This is a genomic window from Mesorhizobium sp. BR1-1-13, from assembly GCF_020165515.1.
Lineage (GTDB): Bacteria > Pseudomonadota > Alphaproteobacteria > Rhizobiales > Rhizobiaceae > Mesorhizobium.
This window is the reverse complement of sequence record NZ_JAIUIH010000002.1, coordinates 35,750-61,272: the sequence shown is the minus strand read 5'-3', so window position 1 is coordinate 61,272 and position 25,523 is coordinate 35,750. Positions and strand designations below refer to the sequence as shown.

The window sequence follows — 25,523 nt, the reverse complement described above, 5'->3', positions numbered from 1 at the left end:
GAAACGGCTTAATTCTTTACCGGCAGGTTGACTGTCTCGGGCAAGACGACTTCTTGCGGAACGCTGCCGGTCATTGTGGAGATGTCGGGGCCGGCAGACTTGTCGTCCAGCATGGCGGCCGCGATCTTGGCTGTCTCCTTGGCCCTTGCGGTGATGGTGTGCATTGCCGACTTGCCGGTCTCACAGACATCGGGCTTGCGTTCGCAAATGCCGGCGATGTCGCCGACCGCGTCGCGGGCCGCGAACAGGGCCTGGATCGGTCCTACGCTTTCCTGGCCCGGCTCGCTGGGACCGACGCCCAGCGGCAGTGCCAGCAGCACCAGCGAAAACCAGAAAGCCATTCTCATCAGGAAGAACATGCTCGCCTCTCGTCGTGACCGGATCATGCATCCATGAGCATGACCTCTTTTGTGGGCGGGATATTGGCACACAGGCGCAAAGGACGGCTTGCGGGTTAGCCGAGAATTTTCTTCAAATTTGAGGCAAATTCGAAACGAAGCGTTTTGCTGTCGATTTGTCTCAGATTGGGATCATTTTTTTTATCATCCATTAGCCATATACTCCCTTGTTTCTATTGCATTTTCCGCAAAATCAGGCGGTCGGTGCGCTGCGGCCGGCCACGCCACGGGCGGTCCCTGCGGATAACCCTCCGTTTACTATGGTGGCATTTGCCCGGGTTTTCGGGCGCTCCCATCCCGATATTCGCCGTGGGCCGGGCCTTGGGTCGGCCCTGCCTTATCCATTCTTTAAAGGCTGGGTGCGAGTTTCAGAGTCAATCAAAACGATCTGCAAAAGCAGAGCTGTTCACGACGAGTGCGGGTGCGTTGAGTTGATGCCGATCAAGGCCAGATACGTTGAATTGCCTGGCGCAATGGCGGCCGGTTGCGAACGTATGGTCCATCCCTCCATTCTTGGGCTGGACGACCGCGAGCGTCAGCGGCGCTTTATCGGCGCCATGCTGGCCGCTCCGTTCTTTGCCGCCGGTGCCGCGGTCACGCTCGTCACGTCAGGCATGGGCGCGGCCGTCACCGTGGCCGCCATCTTCGCGGCCTTTGGTCTTTGCTGGTTCATCGCCTTGCTGGTGGCCGCGACCGGCAGGATGGATGTGGCCGGCCGGGCCGCGCTGGCGATCGCGGGACTTGCGCTCGCCGGTCTTGTTGCCGCTGCCGGCGGGCTGAGCTCGCCGGTCGCGATGCTTGTCGTGGCGCTGCCGTTCGAAGCCTGGTGGATCGGCGCCTCGCGCCGCGCGGCGCTGTGGGGAGCCGTCTGCGCCGTCGTCGCCATTTTGTTGCAGCCTGTGGCGGCAACCGTCCTCCCCCACGCCGGGGTGCCGATCGCCGCGTGGCACTGGCTGCTGCCATTGGCCTGGGCGCTGACGCTGGTGCCGCGTATATCGGCGGTTCGCAACGCGGCGGCTGCGGCCGACGTAAGGGACACCGGCGATCGTCTCGAAGACATGATCGACGCGGTGGTCCTGCGCGTCGCCCGCCATGGCGAGGTTCTCGATGCCTCGGCAAAGGCACGTACGCTGTTGAAGCTGCCCCCGGAACTGCTTTGCGGAACCGGGCTTTTCGATCGCGTGCATCTGTCGGATCGCGTCTCCTATCTCAGTGCCTTGGCGGACATGCGCGACGGGGCGCTGTCGCGCAGGCTGGAGTTGCGCGTCAGGCTGCCGCAGGACGGCAATGGACAGAATGGTGGCCCAGCGGACAACTATCGGCCGTTTTCGCTCGAACTGATGCGCGCGCAGGAGCAGGGCGACGTTTTCACGCTTGTGCTGCGCGAGAACGAAGAGGTCGCCCGCTTGCGCGAAGACCTCGGCGCCGCCAATGACGCCGCGGCAGCCGCCGAAGTGGCGAAAGGGCGCTTCCTGGCGGTGGTGAGCCACGAACTGCGCACGCCGCTCAATGCCATCATCGGATTCTCGGACATGCTGCTGCACGAGATGTTCGGCGCCTTCAAGGACCCGCGGCAGAAGGAATATGTCGGTCTGGTGCGCGATTCCGGCCAGCATCTGCTTGCCGTCGTAACCTCCATCCTCGACGTGTCGCGGATCGAATCCGGTGTCTATGCGACCGAACCGGAGCCATTCCGCTTCATGGAAGCCGTCGACATGTGCCAATCGATGATGCGGCTGCAGGCGCAGGCCAAGAACATCGATCTCAAGGCGCAGATCGCGCCGGACGCCGGCGAAATCAATGCCGACCGACGCGCGGTGCAGCAGATCCTCATCAATCTCGTCTCCAATGCGATCAAGTTCACGCCCGACGGCGGCGATGTCGTCGTCGGCGCCAAGCGGATCGGCTCGCGCCTGCATTTCTGGGTGCGGGACACCGGCATCGGCATCGCCGAGGAAGATTTCGCCAATCTCGGCAAGCCGTTCATGCAGATCCAGAACGACTATACCCGCCGTTTCGAGGGGACCGGCCTTGGCCTTTCGCTGGTCAAGGGACTGGTGGCGCTGCACGAAGGCACCATGTCGATCGAAAGCATGCCGGGCGAGGGCACCACGGTCACCATCAGCCTGCCGGTGAACGGCCCGAAAGGGCGCCCGGCGGACAAGGCCGGAGTGCTGACGATGCCGCTGGCCAGGGCGAAAGGGGACGGAAATGGCGCGCTCCGCAAAACAGCCTAAGGTGGCGGCCAAGCGCCGCAGCAACGCCTTCCAGGACGGCGCCGTCGCCATCGGCGGTATGATTTCGCGCAACCCCGTCCTGGTGGGAGGGTCGACGGCATTCCTGGTGACGCTATTCTACGTTTCGGCGAATGCGCTATGGTACCAGCCTTTTCCGCATGCCGGCGCCTTCTTCGCGACCCGCAGCATGCAGGGCGTTCCGCATGCGGCTGCTGATGAGCCGGAGACCACCTTCAACATCGTGCGGCCAGGTACCGCGCCGGCGCCGGTCAAGGGCGATCCGGTGGTCGAGCAGGTGCAGGGCATTTTGAAGGATCTCGATTTTTACGCCGGCACGGTCGATGGCATTTCCGGACCCAACACGCGCAAGGCGATCCAAGCCTACCAGCAGAAGGTCGGACTCAGCACGTCCGGCGAGATCGACGCGCTGCTGCTCGATCAGTTGGGCGCGACCCCGAAAACCGCCGCCGTGCCGAAACCGCAACCGCGTCCCGAAGTGTCGCAGGCGGTTCCAGTGTCGCTGCAGACCGATACGGCTTCCCAAGCGCCGGATCCTCGCATTGTCAAGATACAGGCCGGGCTCAAGGCCTTCGGCAATGACGACATGCAGCTCGACGGCGTCGTCGGCGCGCGCACCAAGGCCGCGATCAAGGAGTTCCAGTCGCTGTTCGGCCTGCCGCAGACCGGCGAGCCCGACGAAGTGGTCTACGTCAAGATGCGCGAGATCGGCCTCACCAATTGACGCTGAAAACGGCTCGCCCAGCGGTTTAAATACCGATAGATAGCCCGCATGCTGTCCGGAATTTCCCCATGCGCGTGACCACGGATCTGTGGGTATCGGCCCTGTTGCGTCGGGTTTTCGGCGCGGGCGGATTTGCCGCCGTGGTCAAGCGCGGCGCGACCGAAGCCGGCGCCGTGTTCGTCCTGACGCGGAGCCGGCTTGGTGAAATCGCTCTCTATGGGCCGGCGCCACAGACGAGCTACGATTCGGCCAAGCCCGATGACCGTTTCTTCAGCCTTCTCGCCACCGCCCCCGATGCTTCGGCGCTGGACGCCAGGCTGGAACGCGAGAAGAAATTCGATCCCGACATCTGGGTGGTTGAGATCGAGGCCGGCGCTGTTCCTCTCGAGGAGCTTATTTCCGTGAAGATGCCGTGAGGCCAGGGAAGGCCGCTGCATCGTCACTGTTCGACGCCTTGCGGCTGGCGCTGTTGGTGGGGGCGGCGCCGCGAACCACATCGGACGGGGTCTCGGCCTTCCATCCCCGCACCTTGTCCAGCGCCGCGTCGTGGTGCAGGAGCCGGTAGCGATCGAGGAAGGTGCGGATCGCCTGCGGATGCGGAAACTCGCGTGAGTAGACGGCAACCGTGATCAGGAATGCCCGGTCCTCGCTGAGGTCGAGCGAGCGCAGCGCCGCCAGCAGTGGCATGTAATTCTGGTTCGCCGTCAGCGACCTGGCAGTTGAGAAATCGATATCGAGCGCATCGGCGAGCGCGGTCTGGAAGAAGGCGGCGTTTCCGGTCAGCGCCGTCTCCCGCAATCTGGCGTAGGTGTCGGCTCCGGTGAACGGATCGACCTGCGCCGCCTGCGCCTCCTCGCCGGTCCGCATCATGGAGCGCAGCCTGCGCCGGGCATTTTCGGCACCAACGCCCGGCGTCTGCTGCTTCGCCGTGCTGTCGGCGGCCGGCGCCTCCAAGGGAGCGGTTTGTGCCGGGGAGGCTTCCGCTTCCGGATCGCGCACCCGCACCAGCGTCGGTCTTTCCAGCGCCCTGATCAGATCGGCGATGGTCGGATTAAGGTTCTTGCGGCGCGCGATCGCGCGCGCATGCGGCAGCCCGTGCCGGCCGATCAGCGCAATGAGGTCGATGTCACTGACTGCGCGCGAGCGGATGAGCAAGGGGGCGGCGATGTCTACCGGCTCCTCGCACAGACGCCGCACCAGCCCGGCCGGAGCATATTCGCATTCAGAGAGGGCCGCCGCCACGTAGCGGCGCGATTCGACGGACACGTTGTCGAACAGCGGCAGCGTCAGATCTTCGAGCTGGCCGATCTCCCGGCGGGACGGCCGCGTAAGCGAGCAGAACGCAGACACCGCTGCGCGGAACAGCCTTTCGGCCTTTCCCGATTCCGTCCCTGCCGCGATTTGCCTGAAGTCCGAAGATGACACGAGGGATACGCTCGATACTCTATACACGCTTGACCATGCTCGACCGGAACCATGTCGGTTTCGCGATTGCCTCGGTCAGGATGTCCTGACCTTAGAACAAAGATCAATTTAGCCGGGATCCGTTAGCGCTCCGTTAACCCTCTGCCGGCCTTAATGACATTGGAGGCGTTGCGTTGTGCTCCGGGGCAACCGAGAGGAATACGCGAACCATGGGCATGGTACTGTCTTTCGTGCCGAGAACGGCACCGACCAATCGAGCAAAGCAAACCACCGAAATACCGGCGGCGGTGATCATCTTTCCCGGCATCCGCTATGAGCGGTCCACCGCGGGGGAAGCACGGCCTGCCGGCCCTGACAAGCCGGGATCGCCACGCACGCCAGTGCCGCATCACTGAACTGATGCGGATTGTCCGGGCCGCGGTCTAAAAGTCCTGCAGCTCGCACGAACTCTGCTCGAGAAAGCGCGAGACGATCGACTTCCAGCTGTCGTCCGGCACGAAGCTGCGGATGACGAATATGCCCTCGTCGATCGGCGCTTCGACGAAGATCGCTCCCTGAAGCTCCTCGGGAAGGTCCCTGCGCATGTCGATCATCTGGGCCGGCGTCAGCACCACGGCATCCAGCTTGCCCCCGGTCGCCGTGTGGTCGTTGAATGAATAGATGTTGTGGCCGTTGCGGTCATAGACCGACACCGACCAGAAGGGCACATTGCCCGGCGCCCTGATCCTCACCATGCCCTCATCCAGGTCGAACCGGCAAGCCGTCGCATAAAACAGCGGGTCGACGGATTTCACCACCGGTGCGCCACCCGCCTCGGCATCGAGCCGGGTCATCCGGTAGAGATCCGACGCCAATGACAGCCGCGACCAGGCATCGCGTTCCGAGAATTCAGGCACCAGAAGCAGCACGACGATATGCACGATGCCGGCGCCGACGAGGCCGAGCAGGACGGCATGCACAAGTCTGCGCGTCGCGGCGTAGACACTACGCATCGCAGCCGACCTTGGTGATCTTGGGCAGCGACACATCCGACAGGCCGGTGCTGCTGGCGATCGGCGTGTCGTAGAATGTCAAAACGAAATACATCCTGCCGGAACCGTCGGTCAGCAGCCAATTGCCGGGCATCGGGTGATGGCCGACGGAAATGAGCACCGAATTGTCGGATTGGCGCAGCACGCCATAGGATTGAAGCGCGGCAAGCCGCGATTTGCCGGTCTCGACCACGCTGAGCGATTGGTCGGCGGCGTAGAGGGTCCAGAATCGGGCGGTCGGAAATCCGCCTTCGATCGTGTAGGTACATTCGCGCCTGAGCTCTCCGCCAGCTGCGTCGTCCTCGGCGACAAAGGACAGCCCTTCGGCGCGGCCGAGCGCGAGCACGCCCTCGCGCGCCACGCGGGCCTTGGAATAGGGGTCGGCCGCGGGTGTGCCGATATCGGGAAAGGCGGTCCACTGGCCGATCCTGATCGCCCCGACGCCGTCCTGCATTTTCAGCGCATACCAGACGCTGGCGCCGCCGCCGCCGATGGCTATGGCAAGCGAAAGCAGCGTCAGGAAGGCGTTCTTGAGCATGAAAGGCCGGGCGTATGAAGAATTGCCGCTCGGGGATATCGCGGCGCGGGGTCGTGTGGCAAGCCGCAGGACGCGGATTCGGAAGGTGCGGCTTTTCGTTCTTCCAGAAGACAGAAGGGAAAAGACGCCGCGATCACAGCGCGGAGAGCGTTTCGGGCGGAGCCGATGCGCCGAGCCTGCGCGCCGTTTCGAACAGGTGGGTCATGTCCCTGAGCGTCTGTGTCGTCCGGCTGGACAGCACCGGCGGCCGTTCCGCAGCGGCATCGGCCGCTGCCTGTTCCTCGCTCTTCTTCTGCGCTTCCGCGGCCTTGGCCGCGATCTCCTCGTCGACGAAGGGCTTGTCGATGCCGGGGATAGGCTTGAGGTCGATGTTCTGATGCGCATAGACCATGAGCCGCTGCCACACCATCGCCGGCAGCGAGCCGCCCGTCATGTTCTTGGTCGGGGTGAAATCGTCGTTGCCCAGCCAGACGGCCGCCGTGTAGTTGCCGGTGAAGCCGACGAACCAGGCATCGCGGTAGGATTGCGTCGTGCCGGTCTTGCCGGCGACGACGATGTTGGGAATCTGCGCGCGCCTGGCGGTACCCATCGCCGGTACCGCCACAAGCATGGTGTTCATCGATTTCAGCGCCTGCTCGGACAGCACCCGATGCGGCGGCGGCGCATCCTTGGCGAAATCGTAGACCACCTCGCCGGTGCGGGTGACGAGCTGCGTGATCCCATGCCTGGAGCCGACAAAGCCGTTCTGCGCGAACACGCTGTAGCCCGTCGCCTGGTCCATCACGGTCATGCCCGAGGTGCCGAGCACCATGGTCTTGTGCGCCTCGAGCGGCGATTCCACGCCGAACGATTCCGCCATCGCCTTGATCGGCCCGATGCCGAGATAGTCCTTGGCAAGACGCACGGGCACGGTGTTGATCGACTTGGCCATGGCCACGATGAGCGGGACTTTGCCCGCCGACTCGCCGCCGTAATTGTGCGGCGACCAGTTGCCCCAACTGATCGGCCCGCCCGATACGATCGAATTCGGCGTAAAGCCGTGCTCCATCGCCGTTGCATAGACGTAGGGCTTGAAGGAGGAGCCGGTCTGGCGCAGCGCCTTGGTGGCGCGGTTGAATTGGCTGGCGCCATAGTCGCGGCCGCCGACGATCGCGCGCACCGCGCCGTTGGTCTCGATGACCACCACTGCGCCTTCGGTGACATTGTACTCCTTGCCGAACTGGCGCAGGTGGAACTCCACCGACTCTTCCGCAGCCTTCTGGATGTTGGCGTCGAAGGTGGTGTGCGCCACCAGCGAGTGCTGCCCGGGCTTGGCGATCTTCTTGACCTCGTCGAAGGCCCAGTCGAGGAAATAATCGGGGCTCTTCTGTTCGCCGCGGTCGACGACATCGGCCGGATGCAGCCTTGCCTGCAGCACCTGGCCCTCGGTCATGAAGCCGGAATCGACGAGATTGGACAGCACCACATTGGCGCGCGCGCGCGCCGCCGGCAGGTTGATGTGCGGCGCGTATTTGGTCGGCGCCTTGAACAGGCCTGCAAGCATCGCCGCCTCGGCGAGATTGAGGTCCTTGACGCTCTTGCCGAAATAGAAGTCCGCCGCCGCCTCGATGCCGAACGTGCCGCCGCCCATATAGGCGCGGTCGAGATAGAGCTGCAAAATTTCCTTCTTGGACAGATTGGCTTCGAGCCACAGCGAAAGGAAGGCTTCCTTGATCTTGCGCTCGAAGGTGCGCTCATTGGTCAGGAACAGGTTCTTGGCCAGCTGCTGCGTGATGCTGGAGCCGCCCTGGACGACGGAGTTTGCCCGCACATTTTCGAAGATTGCGCGCGACAGGCCGAGAACGTCGATGCCGTAATGGTCGAAGAAGCGCCGGTCCTCGGTGGCAAGCACCGCCTTGATGACGTGGTCCGGCATTTCGTCGACCGGCACGGAATCGCGCTGGATGATGCCGCGCTGGCCGATCTCGTTGCCATAACGGTCGAGGAAGGTAACGGCGAAGTCGCCCTGGGCGCGCCAGTCGCCGGCCGTGTCCTGGAAGGCGGGGATAGCCAGCGCCAGCATGACGACGATGCCACCGGCGCCAAGCGTGAAACTTTCGCTCAACAGCTCGACGATGCCACGGCGCCAGCCGTCGACGCGAAAGCGCCGGGAGAAAATCGTCGCGCCCTCCCAGAACTGGCGCGCCTTGAACCCGATCTCGTAGAGAGAGGAATCAATCCATGCGTCGAGCGCCAGCAGCCGGGCGGCGATCGCACCTCTTCTCTTGCGTGGTTCAGGACTGACCATTCAAAAACCCGGACGGCTATGGCACGGCTGAAAACCAAGCGGGCAGTTTCAGGGCGACGCCGCCCTGACTATTCATCCATTTGCGGACGCCCACAAGGGTGGCGAGGACACACCTGCAGGGTTTGTTGATGGGGGCGGTCACAAACCGCCATTCACCCGCCTGACGCTGATCAGGCGGGCGAAGATGGGAGTTGCGGTTCCGGGCTCAGGCCGCCTCGCGCTTCAGCGCCTGCGCCATGCAGTGGATGCCGCCGCCGGTCTTGGAGATCTCGCTCATGTCGACGGCCGCCACTTCGAAGCCGCGCGCCTTGAGTTGACCGATCAGCGTCTGGCTGGATGTCGGCGCGATCACCCTGTCCTTGCCCAGCGACATGAAGTTGCAGCCGAGCGCCATCGTGTCCTGGAACGGCACGTCGATGATCTCGTGCCCTTTGCCCTTCAGCCAGTCGACGATCCCCGGCTCGGTGCAGGCGAGGCAGACGGCGGTGAGCTTTTCTGCGATCGGCACCACCATCAGGTCGATATGGACATAATACTCGTCGATGAAGGCGATGCGTGTTTCCCAACCTTCTTTTTCGAACCAGGCCTGCACCTGCCGGGCGCCTTCTTCCTGCGTGCGGGCGCCGCCGCAGCCGATCAACACCACGCCGTTCTCGATGACGTTGAAATCGCCGCCCTCGAAGGTGCCTGCGGTGACCATGTCGTAGATCGGAATGCCGAGTTTCTCATAGGTGCGGATGGCAGCGTAATTCTCGCCGCGCCGCCACCAATTGGCCATTGCGGTGATGATGGCGCCGTAGGGCGTCATTACGCTGGAATCGCGGGAGTAGACCTGCATCGGCAGCTCCGGCGTAGGCTCGTGCCAGTGGATGTTGACGCCGAAATGCTCATAGGCCGCGACAAGATCCTTGTGTTGCGCCTGCGCGATCTGCACGTTGCAGGGTGCCTCGCGCAGGTGTTTCCGCGACAGCGAGCTGGTCGAGAGATGGCGCAGGAAATTGGGCGAGCCGAGCAGCACGTCGGTCAAGACGTCGGTCTCGTTGGCGAAACCCCACGATGTCAGCGGCTTGGTGCCGCCGGCCGGGTTGCGGCGCTGCAGCGAAAACGGCTCGGCGATGATGCGGTCATGAACGGTCATGCGGTTCTCCTCGTATGGGCGTTTGCGGTCATTGCTTGCTTGGTATCCACCAGTCGCGGCCGCGCGGCGTGGTGACATATTCCGGCCAGCGGAAGTTGATGGGCGGATCGTAGTCGCAGAGCGGCGCGACCCAGGTCGAACCGCCAATGCCGCCGCCGGTTCGGGTGACGAATTCGTCCATCGCCATGTCGCGCGCGCACTTGTCTTCCAGCAGGCGAAGGGCGGATAGCGCGACGGTCTTCGCCGCGCAGATGACCATCGGGTCGATGGTCGCGGGGATGCCACCCAGCGCGTTCATCGCCCAAGCTGGAAAAACATGGCCGTTTGCCGAACGCAGGGCAGGGCGGGCGACATAGAAACGCGCCGTCGGCGCGTGCCAGCTCATGTCGGTGTAGTCGTCCGAGGTCGAGTTCGCCTGCGACGGCGGCAGGTCGCGGCGCAGGATCGCCTCTGCCTCCTGCGGCGCAATCAACCGTTCCAGCTCGTCGATGAACGGGTTTTCGCTCGCCACCCCACCGGCATTGGCCTGGATCTCGCGGGCTATCTTCTTCGCCGCCTCATTCCAGCGGGGTGGGCCGACGCTCGCCAACGCCTCATAGGCGATCCCGGCCATCGCATGATTGGCCAGCCCCGGCCGCGACTTCGAAACCCAGTGCCGTTCGTACCGGCAGCCGCTGATCGCGGCGGCGGCCGAGGCGTTTCGGTCGAGCACGGCGGTGACCTGCTCGGCCATGGCGATGGTCGGAACACGGATCATGTACTGGATCTCGGCAAGGCCCGCCGGCAGATTGTCGGCGGTGGCCTGGCCCGCCGTCAGGATCGCCTCGCTGATCGACCAGCCGCCCTGGTGCGGCAGCATGGAATCGCGCAGCGCCTTGCAGGCCATGTACATCGTCATCAGCGCGTCGTTGGCGCCGGGCGCGCGAACCGCCGAATGTGCCTGCGGGATCGGGGCGCCGTCGCCCGCGGCGCGTGCCCAGTTCTCGGGCTCATCGCAGATGAAGCGATAGATCATCGCGTAGGCCGCGCCGCAATGGGTATCCCAGCGCGCCGTGTTGCAGAGCGGCAGCATGTAAAAGGGATGGAAGGAAATCATGCCGGCAAGGCCGTCATAGTAACCTTTGGCTGCATGGATCGGTTTCGAGCCGCGCACCTTCTCCGCCGGCTCGCCGGTAAAGCGCAGCGTGCCGGCAATGCCGTGGCGCTGCATGGCGGCCTTGGTGGCGAGCAGACCGCCCAGGCTGGCCATGCCCAGGCCCGAATGTGGATCGGTATGGCCGCCGGCTTCGGAGCCGAGCCCTGGGCGGGGCCGCTTCACCGTGGCGGCGTCCTGGCAGTTGCCGGGCACGGCGTCATATTCGGCATACATGCCGATGGTCGGACCGTCTCCATTGGTCCAGTGGGCGCAGAAGGCCGTCGGCATGCCCGCGGAGCCTTCCTCGACCGCAAACCCCTCGCGCTTCAGCCGATCGACATACCAGGCGGCCGACTGGTACTCACGCCAGGCGGTCTCGCCGAACTCGAAGATGGTGCGCGTCCAGGCCGACAGCAGCGGCTGGATGCCGTCGAGGCAGGCAAGAGCGGTTTCTTGCGCCGATGTTGTTACCGGTTTCTCCATACGCCAAAGAAAGCAGTGAAGCGGCTTGCCAAAAAGTGATATGTTTTCCCGGTTCGTGCAAATTCGGTTCACCTCTTGAGAATTCCATCGACGCAGGCGCTGCGCGCCCTCGACAGTTTCGCCCGTCATGGCAGCGTCTGGCGCGCCGCCGACGAACTCCACCTCACCCGCAGTGCGGTCAGCCATCAATTGCGCTTGCTCGAACGCGACCTCGGCTTCGATCTGCTGGAGCGCATCGGCAAGGGCGTGGCGCTGACGCCACGCGGCCAGCGCTATGCCGCGGACGTGCGCAAGGCGCTGACCGTGCTCGGCGACGCGGTGGCGCAAAACGCCGGCACCGGCGTCGGCGGCTCCTTCGCCGTCTCGTGCACGCCAGGCTTCGCCTCGCTGTTCTTGTGCACCCATATCGGCGAGTTCCGGCAGATGTATCCGGATGTGGCGCTGAGCATACTGACGCCCCGGCGGCTCGACGACGTCAGCAATCCGGACGCCGACGCCTTCATCGCCTTTGGCGTCGGCAACTGGCCGAACCGCGTGGTGGAACTGCTGTGCGAGATCTCGTTCACGCCGCTCTGCAGCCCGACGCTGCTCAACAAAGTGGGCGGCTTTTCCAAGCCGGCCGACGTCCTGCGCGCCAACCTGCTGCATCTTGGCGATACGGAGGACTGGGCGCGCTGGCTGGCGCTGGCCAAGGTCGAGAACCCCGACACCGAGGGCGGCATTTTCTTTTCCGACATGAACCTCGTTTTCTCGGCGGCGATCGCCGGCCAGGGCATCGCCATGGGGGACGAGCTGACCAGCCGCCGGGCGCTAAGTGAGGGCCGGCTGGTCAAGCCGTTCGAGACCTCGATCCCGTCGCCGCGTTCCTATTTCCTGGTTTCCGAGCACGCCAAGGCGGGTCACCCTGTGCTGGAGGCGTTTGGGGGATGGTTGAGATCGAAGCTATCGGAGAACAGGCTGCGGACATATTGAGATCAACTGATCTCCCCCAGGAGAGGTGAATTTCGCGGCTCCAGCGTTGCCGGCATTCGCCATAGATGAATCAAATTTGCCGATCAGGCGAAAACTATTCGGTTGCGGTGAGCCTTCGCGCTGCCTACGATTTCCCCAGCCACCAAGGAAGAGGCAGGATGCAGCAACCCGGCCGGGCCGCAGAGATCAAGGCGAACGGGATCGGCAAGAGCTTCGGCTCGTTCCGTGCGCTGGACAATCTGACGCTCAATATCGGTCGCGGCGAGTTTTTGACGCTGCTCGGCCCCTCCGGCTCCGGCAAGACCACCTTCCTGATGATCCTGGCCGGCTTCCTGCAGCCCAGCGAGGGCCGCCTGTTCAGCGACGGCGTCGACATTACCGACCGGCCGGCCGAGCAGCGCGCTGCCGGCATGGTGTTCCAGGGCTATGCGCTCTTCCCGCATATGAGCGTCGAGCAAAACATCGCCTTTCCCCTCAAGGTGCGCAAGAAATCGGCCGCCGAGATCAAGCGTAGCGTCGGCGAGATGATCGAGCGCGTCGGTTTGCTCGGCCACGAGAAGAAGCTGCCGGCGCAGCTCTCCGGCGGCCAGCAACAACGCGTGGCGCTGGCCCGCGCGCTGGTGTTCGAGCCGGGCGTGCTTTTGCTCGACGAGCCGTTCTCGGCGCTGGACAAGAGCCTGCGCGGCCAGATGCAGGCCGAGATGAAGCGCCTGCACCAGGAGACCGGCACCACCTTCGTCTTCGTCACCCACGACCAGAGCGAGGCACTGGCGCTCTCGTCGCGCGTCGCCATCTTCAACCATGGCAAATTGTTGCAGGTCGGAGCGCCTGACGAGGTCTATGACCGCCCGGCCAACCGCTTCGTCGCCGAGTTCCTGGGCGAGATCAACATGCTGCCGCTGAAGGGCGTGCGCGCCGCCGATCATGGCGCGACCGCGCTCTGCGAAGACCGGGCAATCAAGCTGCGCGGCAACGCCGAAGCGGTGGACGGCGACGCCATCCTGGCGATCCGGCCAGAACATATGTCGATAGCGCGCGAGGCGGCGGCAGACGAGAACGGCATTGCCGCCACCGCGATCGGGTCGACCTATCTGGGCGCGGCGACCAAACTCGACCTTACGACACGCCAAGGTGCGAAAGTGACCGTCTCGGTGCCGAACGAGGTCGCGGCCGCGGCACTCAGCAAGGGCAATTCCGTCTGGCTGACCTGGCCGGCGGAAAAGGGCTTCCTCCTTCCGGACGGAGGACTATGAGCACCGGCGCGGCCTGAATTCGCCGCACCGGATTCCGGATTTGATCAACGAAAACAAAGGGGAACTAACATGAACGATACCAAGAAACAGGCCCTCGAAACGCTCTCCGAAAGGACAAGGCGCGGCGAGATCTCGCGCCGGCAATTCACGCAACTTGCAGCCCTCGTGCTTGCCGGCACGCCGCTGCTGCTGCGTTCGACCAGTTCCTTCGCCGCGGCGAAGGAACTGGTGCTGGTCAACTGGGGCGGCGACGCCATCACGGCCTATGACGCGGCTTATGGCCAGGCTTTCACCAAGGACACCGGCATCACCGTGAAGATGGATGGCTCCGGCCCGACCGAAGGGGCCATCGCGGCACAATTCAAAAGCGGTGCGCCGACCTGGGATCTTGTCGACGTCGACCCGTTCTCGGCCATCACGCTTGGCGCGCAAGGCATGCTCGAGCCGATCGACTACACAATAGTCGACAAGAAGAAGATGCGGCCGGGCTTCGGCTGGGATTACGCCGCCTCGACCTATTTCTTCTCCTATGTGATCGCCTACGATTCGCAGAAATACGGCAGCAATGCCCCGACCGGCATGGCCGATTTCTTCGACGTGAAGAAATTCCCCGGCAAGCGCTCCCTCTACAAATGGGGCGTGTCGAGCTGGGAGGCGGCTCTTCTCGCCGACGGCATCGCGCCGGCCTCGCTCTATCCGCTCGACCTCAAGCGCGCGCATGACAAGATCGCCGCGTTCAAGGAGAACGTCGTCGCCTATTGGGGCGGCGGCGCGGAAAGCCAGAGCGTGTTGCTCAACGGAGAAGCCTCGATGGCCATCGTCTGGTCGACGCGCGCCTCGCTGATCGAGCAGGATTCGGGAGGTCAGATCAAATTCATCTGGGACCAGGGCCTGATCTCGCCCGGCGCATTGGCCGTGCTGAAGAACAACCCCGGCGGCAAGGACGCGGCGATGAAGTTCATCGCCAGCGCGCAGGACCCGCAAAAGCAGCTCGTCATGTTCGACAAGCTCGGCCAGGGTCCGGCCAACCCCGCCGCCGATGCGCTGGTCCCGGCCGATAAGAAGCGCATCAATCCGGTCGATCCCGAGAATATGAAGAAGCAGATCCCGCTCGACATGGATTGGTACGCCAAGAATTACGGCGCGGCGCTGGACGAGTACACCAAGATCATCTCCGCCTGACCGGCGCGGGGCTGATATGAGAGGCGTTCTCTCCGACAGGATGGGCGCGGCGCTATTGATGGCGCCGCTGCTCCTGTTCCTTGGCCTCGCCTATGCCTGGCCTTTCCTCGGCGTGGTGAAGTGGAGCTTCACGCTGCCGACGCCCGGGCTTGGCCAGTACGGCGCGCTGATGACCGACCCGCTGGTGCAGTCGGTGTTCGTCCGCACGCTGCGCATCGCGGCGATCGTCACCGTTGTGTCGGTTGCCGCTGCCTATGCCATCACCGTCGTCTGGGTGCGCGGCAGTCCGGCGCAGCGGGTGCTGGCCGAATTCTGCATCCTGGTGCCGTTCTGGATATCAGTGCTGACGCGCGCCTTCGGCTGGGTGGCGCTTCTCTCCAACCGCGGCCTGATCAACACCTGGCTGCAGTCGATCGGTTTCATTAGCGAACCGCTGACGCTGGTGCGCAACGAATTCGGCGTCATCGTCGGCATGACGCACTTTCTCATTCCTTTCGCTGTTTTTCCGCTGGCGTCTTCCATGCGCAGCCTTGATGAGCGTGTGCTGCTGGCCGCGCGCGGGCTGGGCTCCAGCCGCATGCGCACCTTCTGGACGGTGTTCGTGCCGATGACCCGCTCCGGCATCATCGGCTCCGCGCTGATCGTCTTCGTCTTCTCCCTCGGCTTCTTCGTCACGCCTGCGATCCTTGGCGGCGGCCGCAGCGTCATGATCGCCGAATTGATCTATCTCCGCATCTTCCAGAGCCCGGACTGGGGGCTGGGTGCTGCGATCAGCGTGGTGCTGGTGCTGTTCGTCGGCGTTCTGATGGCGCTGCTTTTCCGCTACGTCAGACCGAAGCAATTGGTGTAGCCTATGCCGACCTATCGCCCCGGTCCCGTTTCGCTGGCCCTCGCCGTCCTGGTGGCGCTGTTCCTGCTTCTGCCGCTGCTGGCCGTGATCCCGGTCTCGCTGACGCCGAGCCGCATGCTGGCGATGCCGACGGGCGAGTTGTCGCTGCGCCACTACCGCTCGCTGGTCGAGGATCCGCGCTGGCTCCAGTCCATCCTGCTTTCGATCAGGATCGGCATCGTCAGCAGTGTCATCTCGACGGTGCTGGCACTGTGCTTCAGCCTTGGTGTGTGGATGTTCCAGCCGCGCTTCACCGCGGCTCTGGTCGGCTTCGTGCTGTTGCCGATGGTGGTGCCGCCGGTGGTCTCGGCGGTGACGCTCTATTTCCTGCTCACCTCGATCTCCGGCGTCAGTTCCTTTTTCGGCTACGACACCTGGCTGGGTGTGGCCATGGCGCATTCGGTGATGACGGTGCCCTTCGCCACGGTGCTGATCCTGGTCTCCCTCAGCCAGCTCGACCGTCGTATCGACCTCGCCGCGCGTGGCCTTGGCGCCAGCGTGTGGGAGCGCGCCACGCGCGTCATCATGCCCAACATCAAATTCGGCATCGTCACCGCGGCACTGCTGTCCTTCGTTCTCTCCTGGGAGGAGATCGGCGTGACGCTGTTCATCACCTCGGTCAACGCCATCACGCTGCCCAGGCTGATGTGGATGGGCCTACGCGACAATATCGACCCGGCGATCGCGGCTCTCTCGGTGATTCTGATCGTCATCACCGTGCTGGTGCTTGCAGTGCGCAGCGTCGTAGTGCGGCTGCGCGGAGGACAATGATCGGTGGCCTGTCTGCCTCAGGGGATTATCACCGAGGTAAAACTGCTAGCAGAAGCACACCGAGACCCGTCCGAACCTGCCAAGATCGCCGATGACTTCGTCGCCAGCCTCTACGCTGATCGGCGTCACGCAAGTGCCTGTAATCACCACTTGCCCCGGCTGGAGCGCTATACCCAGCCCCGACAATTCGTTGACGATCCATGTCAGCGCAATACGCGGATCGCCCAACACGGCTGCTCCTGATCCGATATGCTGCGACTTTCCAGGGACAGAAGCGGCCACCGGGTGCTTCGCGAGATCTACGTCGCGCCAATCATCTTCCACCGCCCCGCCGATGACGAACAGATTGGCACAGGCATTGTCGGCGATAAGCTGCGGCGCGCCGACAGCGCAGAAATCCTCATAGCGGGAGTCCGGTATTTCGATCGCCGGATGCAAACTCGCCACGGCGTCCATCACATCAGCGATTTCGTAAGGCGCGGGGCGAGGCGGCAACTGACGGCCGAACCGGAAGGCGAATTCGATCTCGGCGACACGCATCTTGCTAGTCGCCAGGGAAACGGAGCCACCGACCTCGACTGCCTTCTCGGCGAGGAGGCGCCCGGCCATCGGGCCATCGACATTGATATGCCGCTGGCCGGCCAGGCTGGTTGCCGCGATCTTCCAGCCGAAGAGCGGACCCACTGAGCGATCCATCACATGCGACTGGATGGCGTAGCCTTCGGCCCGCGTCTTCGGCCGCAATTCCTCGGGTATGGCGTCGAGACGAGTGCCCTGGTCCCAATGGCCTACCAGGAGGCGCGACGCGGCCCTGGCCTTTTCTGGATCGAGCATGATCAGCTCCTGAAATCTAGGAAAATGGGCCGCTGCCGGGCGTTGCTGATGCTTGCGGTGCGCAATGGGTATCCGCTATGCGTCGTCGCTGACGAGATTGTCAGGAAGTCGTATTTTCGAAATCATCGACATTCATCATCGTGACGACGAATCGGCAATCGTGTCCGTACGGTAAATCGCTATATATGGCAAAGCGTCTAGAACGCGGAAGAGCTTCTGGCATGCAAGGGTCGGTAGCGCAACGGGCGAGGGAGAAAAACGATGACGGCGCCCGGCGATTTGCAGCAGGGACTGTTTCTGAGGCTGAAAAGCGATCCGTCCCTGTCGGCACTGCTGGGCGGTGCCGGGTTGCGGCAACAACCAACCGACAACGCCGCCTTTCCCTATGTGACATGCGGCCAGACCTGCGCCTTTGACTGGGACACTGGCGCCGAGAACAGCGACGATCAACTAATTACGCTGCATGTTTGGTCCAAAGCCCATGGCGACGCCGAAACGCGCGCCATCATGGATGCCATCGAGGCCCGCCTTGCCGATGCGGTGCTGGAGGTCGGCGCTCGCGGCCAGACACGCCTGTCGCTGGAATTCAGCGAGGCACGCTACGACGAGGAACTGCTTGTCCATCACGGCCTGCTGCGTTTTCGGGCGCTGACCCAGGAAAACGCCTGACGCGCGCTTTCAATATGAACGAAACGGAGTCTAGACTGGAACTTCATGGGTTTCATCGAGTTGGGCGATGAAATCTCAATTGTTTGTCTCGCGTTGCAGGGGTGTGGCGAGCATGGTTTCAGCGGCGATCACCGTTCATTTCACGTTCAGCGCCGATGCGTTACAACGCTGGCCATGAGAACGCTTCGCTCCCATTTCCGAACCGCGACCCTGGCGCTCTGCGCCGGGCTGATTGCGGCGCCGGCAAGCGCAGCGCCGGCAGCCGCGCAGGATGAACCGATCGTCGTGGCGGCGGCCGACTGCTACGCGATCGGCCAGCAGGTGGCCGAGCAGAATGGCGGGACCCTTGCCAAGGCTTCGCAGTCGACGCGAGGTGGGCAGCCGGTCTGCGTCATCGTCGTGCTTGTCCCCGGCAAGGATGGGCAGCGTCCGCGCCGCTCCGAGATTGTCGTCCCGCAGAACTGACCCATCGTTTCCCAGACCGGCGGAATCGGCCTATAGCTGGAAGCCATCGGTCAACAGGCAGTGGTCCCCGCATGCGCGTACTGGTCGTCGAGGATGACAAGGATCTCAACCGGCAGATATCGGATGCGCTGGTCGACGCCGGCTATGTCGTCGATCGGGCCTATGACGGCGAGGAGGGCCATTTCCTCGGCGACACCGAGCCCTATGACGCGGTCGTGCTCGACATCGGCCTGCCGCAGATGGACGGCATCAGCGTGGTCGAGCGCTGGCGGCGCGGCGGCCGCAAGATGCCGGTGCTGATCCTGACCGCTCGCGACCGCTGGAGCGACAAGGTCTCCGGCATCGACGCCGGCGCGGACGACTATGTCACCAAGCCGTTCCACATCGAGGAGGTCCTGGCGCGGGTCAGGGCGCTGATCCGCCGCGCCGCCGGCCACGCCTCGTCCGAACTGACCTGCGGGCCGCTGCGCCTCGACACCAAGGCCTCGAAGGCCGATGTCGCCAGCGTGCCGTTGAAGCTGACATCGCATGAGTTCCGCCTGCTTGCCTACCTGATGCATCACATGGGCGAGGTCGTCTCGCGGACCGAACTGGTGGAGCATCTCTACGACCAGGATTTCGACCGCGATTCCAACACGATCGAGGTGTTTGTCGGACGGCTCCGTAAGAAAATGGGCATCGACATGATCGAAACCGTGCGCGGCATGGGTTATCGCATGCGTGAGCCGGAGGCGTAAGGCGGAACCGCTCCCTACCAACCCAACCGTGAGTAAGCGGCTCTCGCTGCGCTTGTGGCCGCGCTCGCTGACGTTCCGCGTCATCGCCTTTTCCACGGTCTGGGCGATCCTGACCCTCATCGTCATTTTCACCCTCATTACCACGCTCTACCGACAAGCCAGCGAGCGCGGTTTCGACAGCCTGCTTTCTGCGCATCTGTTCAACCTGATCGGCTCCATCGGCATTTCCGATACCGGCGCGCTCACCGGCGCTCCGGATCTCGGCGATCTTCGCTTCTCGGAACCGAATTCGGGCTGGTACTGGTCCGTCGAACCCGCCTCGGAAGGCGTGCACGGCAATCTCCACTCATCATCGATGACCAGGACGATCCCGTCGCCCGACGTGGCGGACGTTCCCTTCAACGCCAATTTCCAGCGCAGCTACGCGGCGCAAGGCATCGATGGCGAGGAGTTGGTCGTGTTCGAGAGCGAATTCGTTCTCGATGCCAAGAATCGCGCCGCCCGCTTTCGCGTCATGGGCAACAAGACCGAACTGGAACAGGAGATCGCCACCTTCCAGCGCCGCCTCCTGACCTACCTTTCCCTGTTCGGCGTCGGCATGATCGCCATCAACGCCATCGCCATCCTGCTCGGCCTGCAACCGCTGCGAAGGGTCAGGAACGCGCTCGCCATGGTGCGCGAAGGCACCGCGCAAAGGCTTGACGGCCAGTTTCCAGCCGAGATTGAACCGCTTGCCAACGAAACCAATGCCTTGATCGAGAACAACCGGCGTATCGTCGAGCGCTCGCGGACTCAGGTGGGCAATCTCGCCCATTCCCTGAAGACGCCGCTGGCGGTGCTGCTCAACGAGGGGCGGGCGCTTGGCGGCGCCAAGGGGCAACTGATCGCCGAACAGGCCGCTTCCATGCAGAAGCAGGTCGATCACTATCTCCAGCGCGCCCGCGTCGCGGCGCAGCGCGACAGCGTCGTCTACCGCACGCCGATAGCGCCGTTGGTGCAGCGCATGGTCAGGGTTTTGCAGAAGCTCAATCCGCAGACCAGCTTGTCGTTGTCGCTGCCGCCGATCGAGATCGTCTTTGCCGGCGAGCGCGAGGACCTCGAGGAGTTGCTCGGCAATCTGCTCGAAAACGCGATGAAATGGGCGAAGAGCGCGGTTTCGGTCTCCGTCGTTCCCGTGGGTGACAAGGACGACAACATATTCGAGATCGCCATCGAAGACGACGGGCCGGGCATACCCGAGGAAAAAGCGCGCGAAGCGTTGAAACGCGGACGACGCCTGGACGAGACCAAGCCGGGCACGGGTCTCGGCTTGGCCATTGTCGCCGACCTCGTCAACGAGTATGGAGGCGTACTGCTGCTCGAACGATCCGGCATGGGCGGATTGAAGGCGGTAGTGCGATTGCGGAGCCTTCAGTGATGCCTTTCCCGGCCCGATCGACATTGACGGACGGAACATGTCACGGCGGCGCACCGATCGGCTCCGTAGCGGGCCCAACGGCCAAATTTCCGACAAATATCAACATTATAGGCCCGCGGACTTCTCCGATGACGCGGCCCCCGGCTCATCCATGACAGGCTCCAGCTCAAGAAAACCGGTTGTTGGCATGAAGATTCGCGTCGCACTTGTTTCCGCATTAATGGCCGTTTCCGGCTGCACCACCTTGGGCGGCAAGGCTCCCACCATCGCTGCGACGCCGGCCTCCACGCCACCCAGCAGCGGCAAAGTCGCCACGACGATCATTTCGGCGATGGGCGGCGGCCTCATTGGCGGGTCGATCGGCAGCGGGCTTAGCGACGCCGAGAAGCGCAGCGCGCTCGAGGCGGAATACAAGGCGCTCGAATACACCACGAGCGGCCAGAAGGTGACGTGGAAGGGCACCCAGGCGTCCCGCTATGGCGAAGTGGTTCCGGCTCAGCCCTACCGCGTCGGCTCACAAGACTGCCGCCAGTACACGCAGACCGTCTTTACCGGCGGGGCAGGCGTCACGGCGCGTGGAACGGCTTGCCGCAACGCCGATGGCAGTTGGACGCCGCTCACCTGACGGCCTAGCCGGTCCATTTCGGACCCGGCCGGTTGATGTCGATGAAGGATATGCAGCGCGCCCGCCGTCAAAGCGTCGCAGTATGCTTGTGTTGGCAGGGCAAGGCTCTGCCGTTATTGGAAGAACCATGCTGTTCTGGGTCATAGCCGCAATCCTAACGCTGGGCGCTAGCCTGGCGGTGCTGCTGCCGCTGGCCGGTGGCGCCAGAAGCGCGTCTTCGAACGGCGAGCACGATCTGGAAGTTTATCGCGATCAACTGTCCGAACTCGACCGCGATGCCGCGCGTGGCCTGATCAAGCCTGCCGAAGCCGATGAGGCGCGCGCCGAGATCGCCCGGCGCATCCTTCGCCTCGACAATGCGGACCAGGCCGGCAGCGCATCCGTCGGACGCACATCCGTCGCGACGCGGCTTGTCGCCACCGCGGCCGTGCTGGCGGTGCCGTTGGTCAGTTGGGGCTTGTACATCAATATCGGCTCGCCCGATCTGCCCTCGCAGCCGCTCAGCGAGCGCCTGGCCAAGAGTCCGGCCGACAGCTCGGTCGACGAACTTGTGGCTCGCGCCGAAGCCCACCTTGCCGCCAATCCGTCCGACGGCAGGGGATGGGACGTGTTGGCGCCGGTTTATCTACGCATGCAGCGCTTTTCCGACGCGGTCGCCGCCTATCGCAACGCCATTCGCCTCGACGGCGACAGCGCTGTTCGCCGGGCCGGTCTCGGCGAGGCGATCGCCAGCGAGGCCGGCGGCATCGTTTCGGCGGATGCCCAGGAGGCCTTCGAGGCGGCCCTGAAACTTGACCCGGCCAATGCCAAGGCCGGCTTCTACCTGGCTATGGCCTTGGCACAGGAGGGCCGCAGCAAGGAGGCGGCCGCGGCCTGGCAGGCGATGCTGGGCACGCTGCCGAAGGATTCGCCATGGCGCGGCGCGATCGAGCAGGCGCTGGCCAAGTCCGGTGGTTCCGGCGCCGGCAATGCACGCGTCGCTTCGAGCGAGCCGGCAAACGGACCGACCGCGGGCGATATCGATGCCGCTTCATCGATGTCGCCGCAGGACAGGGAAGCCATGATCAACACCATGGTCGCCGGGCTCGACGAGAAGCTGCGGCAGAATCCGCGCGACCCGGACGGATGGATGCGGCTCGTTCGTTCCTACATCGTGCTGGGCAAGGCCGACCAGGCGCGCGAGGCGCTGAGCCGCGCTATTGCCGTCTTTGGAGCCGACAGTGACGAAGCCAGGAAATTCACCGCTTTTGCCGCTTCGCTCGGCCTGACGGCGACGCAATAGGGCTGACCGGACAATGACACGCAAACAGAAACGATTGTCGGTGATCGCGGGCGGCCTGGCCTTCCTCGGCGCCGCCACCGGTCTGACATTCTATGCGCTCGGCCAGAAGGCGTCCTATTTCTACATGCCCGCCGATCTGGCCACGGCGACGGTGCAGCCGGGCCAGCGCATCAGGCTGGGCGGCCTGGTGGAAAAAGGCACGATCCAGCGCGGGCAGGGGGCGACAGTGGCGTTTTCGGTGACCGACACCCATAAATCGGTCAAGGTCACCTATACAGGCATCCTGCCTGACCTATTTCGCGAGGAGCAGGGGGTCATCACCGAGGGCACGTTCGGCCCTGATGGCGTCTTTGTGGCCGACAGCGTTCTGGCCAAGCACGACGAGCGCTACATGCCCAAGGAAGTGGCCGATGGGCTGAAGGCCAAGGGCGTTTGGCAGGAGAGCAAGAGTGAATAGGCAGGCTCGATATAGCCGGGTTGGCGATCATGGTTGAGACCGGACATTTCGCGCTGGTCCTGGCCTTCGCGCTGGCCCTGGTGCAGACGGTGGTGCCGCTGTTTGGCGCCCGCACCAACAATCAGCGCCTGATGGCGGTCGGCGCTCCAGTCGCGATCACCAGCTTTGCGCTGACGGCGCTGTCCTTCGCCGCACTGCTCAGCGCCTATGCGAGTTCCGATTTCTCGGTCGCCAGCGTCTGGGAAAATTCCCATTCGCTGCAGCCCATGATCTATAAGATCACTGGAACCTGGGGCAATCACGAAGGCTCGATGCTGCTCTGGGTGCTGATCCTGACCTTTTTCGGTGCGCTGGTCGCCGCCTTCGGCTCCAACCTGCCGGCGACGCTACGTGCCAACGTGCTTGCCGTGCAGGGTGCGATCGGCGCGACATTCTTCCTGTTTATACTGGCAACGTCCAATCCCTTCGCGAGGCTTTCACCGGCGCCCATCGAAGGGCGCGATCTCAATCCCATCCTGCAGGATCTCGGCCTCGCCGTTCACCCGCCACTGCTCTATCTCGGCTATGTCGGCTTTTCGATCTGTTTCTCGTTCTCGGTAGCCGCCCTCATCGACGGACGCATCGATGCGTCCTGGGCACGTTGGGTGCGGCCATGGACCCTGGTCGCCTGGATGTTCCTGACCGGCGGCATCGCCATGGGCTCGTACTGGGCTTATTACGAGCTCGGCTGGGGCGGCTTCTGGTTCTGGGATCCGGTCGAGAACGCCTCCTTCATGCCCTGGCTCGCGGGCACCGCGCTGCTCCATTCGGCCATCGTCATGGAAAAGCGTTCGGCGCTGAAGATCTGGACGCTGCTGCTCGCCATCCTGACCTTTTCACTGTCGTTGCTCGGCACCTTCCTGGTGCGTTCGGGCGTCCTGACCTCGGTGCATGCCTTCGCCACCGACCCGACGCGCGGCATCTTCATCCTGTGCATACTGACGCTGTTCATCGGTGGATCATTGGCGCTGTTTGCGGTGCGTGCCTCGAAGCTGACGGCCGGCGGCCTCTTTCATCCGGTTTCGCGCGAAGGCGCGCTGGTGCTGAACAATTTGTTCCTGACCACGGCCACCGCCACCGTACTCGTCGGTACGCTCTATCCGCTGGCGGTCGAGGCCCTTTCGGCCGACAAGATTTCGGTCGGCGCGCCGTTCTTCGACCTCACCTTCGGACCGCTCATGTTACCGTTGCTGGCCATGGTTCCGTTCGGGCCGCTGCTGGCCTGGAAGCGCGGCGACATGTTCGCCGTCGCGCAGCGCCTGATGGCGGCCTTCGCGGCGGCGCTTCTGGCAACGCTGGTCACCGCCCTGTTCATCGACGGCGCTTCGGTATTCGCAGCCGTTGGCGTGGGTCTTGCCGTCTGGCTGATCCTCGGCGCTCTCACCGACCTCGCCGTCAAGGCGGGGTTCGGCAATGTGGCAGCAAAAGTCATGGTCAGGCGCCTGCTCGGCCTGCCGCGTTCGGTCTTCGGCACAGCGCTTGCCCACCTCGGTCTTGGCCTGACCACGCTTGGCATTGTCGGCACGCTTTGCTTCGGCACCGAGAAAATCCTGTCAATGCATGCCGGGCAAACCGTCGAATTGTCCGGCCATACTCTGCGTTTCGTCGGGCTCCATCCCGCGCAGGGACCGAATTACAGCGAGGATCGCGGTCGCTTCGAGCTGATCGGTGTCGGCGGCAGTCCCGTTGGCGAAATCAGCTCGGCCAAGCGCTTCTATCCGGTACGCCAGACGACAACGACGGAGTCAGGCATCAGGACGATGGGCCTTTCACAGCTTTACATTTCGCTCGGCGACGAGGGCAATGACGGATCGGTCGTGGTGCGCCTGTGGTGGAAACCGCTGGTGACGCTAATCTGGGGCGGCGGCCTGGTCATGATGGTCGGTGCGGCCATGTCGCTGATGGACAGGCGCCTGCGCGTCGGCGCACCCTCGCGCCGCCGCAAGCAGGCCGGCGCCATGAGCCCCGCGGGCCTGCCATGAAGGCGAAGTTGTCCATCGCGTCGCTCGTGATGGTGCTGGCGCTGTCCTTTGCCGGCACGGCGTTGGCGGTGAAGCCCGACGAGATGCTTGCCGATCCGACGCTGGAAGCGAGGGCGCGAGCGCTGTCGGAAGGGCTGCGCTGCATGGTCTGCCAGAACCAGTCGATCGACGAATCCGATGCCGATCTTGCCCGTGACCTGCGCGTTCTGGTGCGCCAGCGCCTGGTCGCTGGCGATACCGACAAGCAGGTGATGGACTATGTGGTTTCGCGCTACGGCGAGTTCGTGCTGCTGAAGCCGCGCTTCGATCTGCGCAACGCTCTGCTTTGGGGCACGCCGGTGATCCTGCTTTTGGCCGGTGGCCTGTTTGTCGTTCTCAGCGCGAGATCGCGCCGGTCACTGGCGACAAAATCCCTCTCCGCCGACGAACGGGCGGCACTGGAGGCGATCCTGCGCCGCGATTGAGTGCAGGCGGCGATCGTTCGCCAACATTACCAAAGTTTCATGCGTCGGAAATGGCGTCGTAATGTACGCCG

25 protein-coding genes are annotated in these 25,523 nt (G+C 63.9%); 17 read left to right on the top strand and 8 right to left on the bottom strand.

Annotated elements, in window-relative coordinates; genetic code table 11:
- Window positions 1-8: 8 nt before the first annotated feature.
- Window positions 9-359: a DUF5330 domain-containing protein gene (locus LB533_RS04765; protein ID WP_140638755.1), complete on the bottom strand. Its 351-nt coding sequence runs from the start codon at window positions 357-359 to the stop codon at window positions 9-11.
- A gap of 533 nt (window positions 360-892) precedes the next feature.
- Here LB533_RS04765 and LB533_RS04760 point away from each other — a divergent pair.
- The 3 genes from LB533_RS04760 to LB533_RS04750 all read left to right on the top strand — a co-directional run bounded on the left by LB533_RS04760 (window position 893) and on the right by LB533_RS04750 (window position 3,793).
- Window positions 893-2,635: a PAS domain-containing sensor histidine kinase gene (locus LB533_RS04760; protein WP_140638756.1), complete on the top strand. Its 1,743-nt coding sequence runs from the start codon at window positions 893-895 to the stop codon at window positions 2,633-2,635.
- Complete coding sequence (locus LB533_RS04755; RefSeq protein WP_140638757.1) at window positions 2,610-3,377, top strand: peptidoglycan-binding protein; 768 nt, start codon at window positions 2,610-2,612, stop codon at window positions 3,375-3,377. Before LB533_RS04760 ends, LB533_RS04755 begins: the two co-directional genes overlap by 26 nt.
- A gap of 68 nt (window positions 3,378-3,445) precedes the next feature.
- Window positions 3,446-3,793, top strand: a complete 348-nt coding sequence (locus tag LB533_RS04750; RefSeq protein ID WP_140638758.1) for a DUF1491 family protein — start codon at window positions 3,446-3,448, stop codon at window positions 3,791-3,793.
- On the opposite strand, the gene LB533_RS04745 is transcribed toward LB533_RS04750, so the two are convergent.
- From LB533_RS04745 to LB533_RS04720, 6 genes are all read right to left on the bottom strand, one after another.
- On the bottom strand, window positions 3,771-4,802 hold the full coding sequence (locus LB533_RS04745) for a hypothetical protein (RefSeq protein ID WP_140638759.1): 1,032 nt from the start codon (window positions 4,800-4,802) through the stop codon (window positions 3,771-3,773). The genes LB533_RS04750 and LB533_RS04745 overlap by 23 nt on opposite strands.
- A gap of 422 nt (window positions 4,803-5,224) precedes the next feature.
- Window positions 5,225-5,794: a DUF1254 domain-containing protein gene (locus LB533_RS04740; RefSeq protein ID WP_140638761.1), complete on the bottom strand. Its 570-nt coding sequence runs from the start codon at window positions 5,792-5,794 to the stop codon at window positions 5,225-5,227.
- Window positions 5,787-6,371, bottom strand: a complete 585-nt coding sequence (locus LB533_RS04735; RefSeq protein WP_140638762.1) for a DUF1214 domain-containing protein — start codon at window positions 6,369-6,371, stop codon at window positions 5,787-5,789. The genes LB533_RS04740 and LB533_RS04735 overlap by 8 nt, the downstream gene beginning before the upstream one ends.
- A 133-nt stretch (window positions 6,372-6,504) precedes the next feature.
- On the bottom strand, window positions 6,505-8,658 hold the full coding sequence (locus LB533_RS04730) for a transglycosylase domain-containing protein (RefSeq protein ID WP_140638763.1): 2,154 nt from the start codon (window positions 8,656-8,658) through the stop codon (window positions 6,505-6,507).
- A 205-nt stretch (window positions 8,659-8,863) separates the two neighbouring features.
- Window positions 8,864-9,796: a dimethylarginine dimethylaminohydrolase family protein gene (locus LB533_RS04725; protein WP_140638764.1), complete on the bottom strand. Its 933-nt coding sequence runs from the start codon at window positions 9,794-9,796 to the stop codon at window positions 8,864-8,866.
- Between the two features lie 28 nt (window positions 9,797-9,824).
- Window positions 9,825-11,414, bottom strand: a complete 1,590-nt coding sequence (locus LB533_RS04720; RefSeq protein ID WP_140638765.1) for an amidohydrolase — start codon at window positions 11,412-11,414, stop codon at window positions 9,825-9,827.
- Window positions 11,415-11,489: 75 nt separating this feature from the next.
- On the opposite strand from LB533_RS04720, the gene LB533_RS04715 reads away from it, so the two are divergent.
- The 5 genes from LB533_RS04715 to LB533_RS04695 all read left to right on the top strand — a co-directional run bounded on the left by LB533_RS04715 (window position 11,490) and on the right by LB533_RS04695 (window position 16,481).
- Window positions 11,490-12,386 (top strand): LysR substrate-binding domain-containing protein, encoded by an 897-nt coding sequence (locus LB533_RS04715; protein ID WP_140553936.1) that lies wholly within the window; start codon window positions 11,490-11,492, stop codon window positions 12,384-12,386.
- A gap of 158 nt (window positions 12,387-12,544) precedes the next feature.
- The gene (locus LB533_RS04710) at window positions 12,545-13,639 is read left to right on the top strand and encodes an ABC transporter ATP-binding protein (RefSeq protein ID WP_140638766.1); all 1,095 of its coding nucleotides are present in this window, start codon (window positions 12,545-12,547) and stop codon (window positions 13,637-13,639) included.
- Window positions 13,640-13,708: 69 nt separating this feature from the next.
- Window positions 13,709-14,821, top strand: a complete 1,113-nt coding sequence (locus tag LB533_RS04705; protein ID WP_224676778.1) for an ABC transporter substrate-binding protein — start codon at window positions 13,709-13,711, stop codon at window positions 14,819-14,821.
- Between the two features lie 16 nt (window positions 14,822-14,837).
- On the top strand, window positions 14,838-15,671 hold the full coding sequence (locus LB533_RS04700) for an ABC transporter permease (protein ID WP_140638768.1): 834 nt from the start codon (window positions 14,838-14,840) through the stop codon (window positions 15,669-15,671).
- Window positions 15,672-15,674: 3 nt separating this feature from the next.
- The gene (locus LB533_RS04695; RefSeq protein WP_140638769.1) at window positions 15,675-16,481 is read left to right on the top strand and encodes an ABC transporter permease; all 807 of its coding nucleotides are present in this window, start codon (window positions 15,675-15,677) and stop codon (window positions 16,479-16,481) included.
- Between the two features lie 45 nt (window positions 16,482-16,526).
- Here LB533_RS04695 and LB533_RS04690 read toward each other — a convergent pair whose 3' ends face one another.
- On the bottom strand, window positions 16,527-17,315 hold the full coding sequence (locus tag LB533_RS04690) for a 2-keto-4-pentenoate hydratase (protein WP_140638770.1): 789 nt from the start codon (window positions 17,313-17,315) through the stop codon (window positions 16,527-16,529).
- A gap of 261 nt (window positions 17,316-17,576) precedes the next feature.
- Here LB533_RS04690 and LB533_RS04685 point away from each other — a divergent pair, with 261 nt between their 5' ends.
- From LB533_RS04685 to LB533_RS04645, 9 genes are all read left to right on the top strand, one after another.
- Entirely contained in the window at window positions 17,577-17,984 is a 408-nt protein-coding gene (locus LB533_RS04685) for a DUF3168 domain-containing protein (protein ID WP_140553928.1), read from the top strand.
- 174 nt (window positions 17,985-18,158) lie between these two features.
- On the top strand, window positions 18,159-18,449 hold the full coding sequence (locus tag LB533_RS04680; protein ID WP_140638771.1) for a hypothetical protein: 291 nt from the start codon (window positions 18,159-18,161) through the stop codon (window positions 18,447-18,449).
- Between the two features lie 71 nt (window positions 18,450-18,520).
- A complete protein-coding gene (locus tag LB533_RS04675; RefSeq protein WP_140638772.1) occupies window positions 18,521-19,186 on the top strand; it encodes a response regulator transcription factor in 666 nt (221 codons plus the stop codon).
- A 28-nt stretch (window positions 19,187-19,214) separates the two neighbouring features.
- Window positions 19,215-20,603, top strand: a complete 1,389-nt coding sequence (locus LB533_RS04670) for an ATP-binding protein (RefSeq protein ID WP_281407115.1) — start codon at window positions 19,215-19,217, stop codon at window positions 20,601-20,603.
- A 187-nt stretch (window positions 20,604-20,790) separates the two neighbouring features.
- Window positions 20,791-21,228 (top strand): hypothetical protein, encoded by a 438-nt coding sequence (locus LB533_RS04665; RefSeq protein ID WP_140638774.1) that lies wholly within the window; start codon window positions 20,791-20,793, stop codon window positions 21,226-21,228.
- Between the two features lie 127 nt (window positions 21,229-21,355).
- Window positions 21,356-22,510, top strand: a complete 1,155-nt coding sequence (gene ccmI / locus LB533_RS04660) for a c-type cytochrome biogenesis protein CcmI (RefSeq protein ID WP_140638775.1) — start codon at window positions 21,356-21,358, stop codon at window positions 22,508-22,510.
- A 13-nt stretch (window positions 22,511-22,523) separates the two neighbouring features.
- Window positions 22,524-22,967, top strand: a complete 444-nt coding sequence (gene ccmE, locus LB533_RS04655) for a cytochrome c maturation protein CcmE (RefSeq protein ID WP_140494692.1) — start codon at window positions 22,524-22,526, stop codon at window positions 22,965-22,967.
- A gap of 29 nt (window positions 22,968-22,996) precedes the next feature.
- A complete protein-coding gene (locus tag LB533_RS04650) occupies window positions 22,997-24,988 on the top strand; it encodes a heme lyase CcmF/NrfE family subunit (RefSeq protein WP_224676777.1) in 1,992 nt (663 codons plus the stop codon).
- A complete protein-coding gene (locus LB533_RS04645) occupies window positions 24,985-25,452 on the top strand; it encodes a cytochrome c-type biogenesis protein (protein ID WP_140638777.1) in 468 nt (155 codons plus the stop codon). Before LB533_RS04650 ends, LB533_RS04645 begins: the two co-directional genes overlap by 4 nt.
- Window positions 25,453-25,523 lie beyond the last annotated feature (71 nt).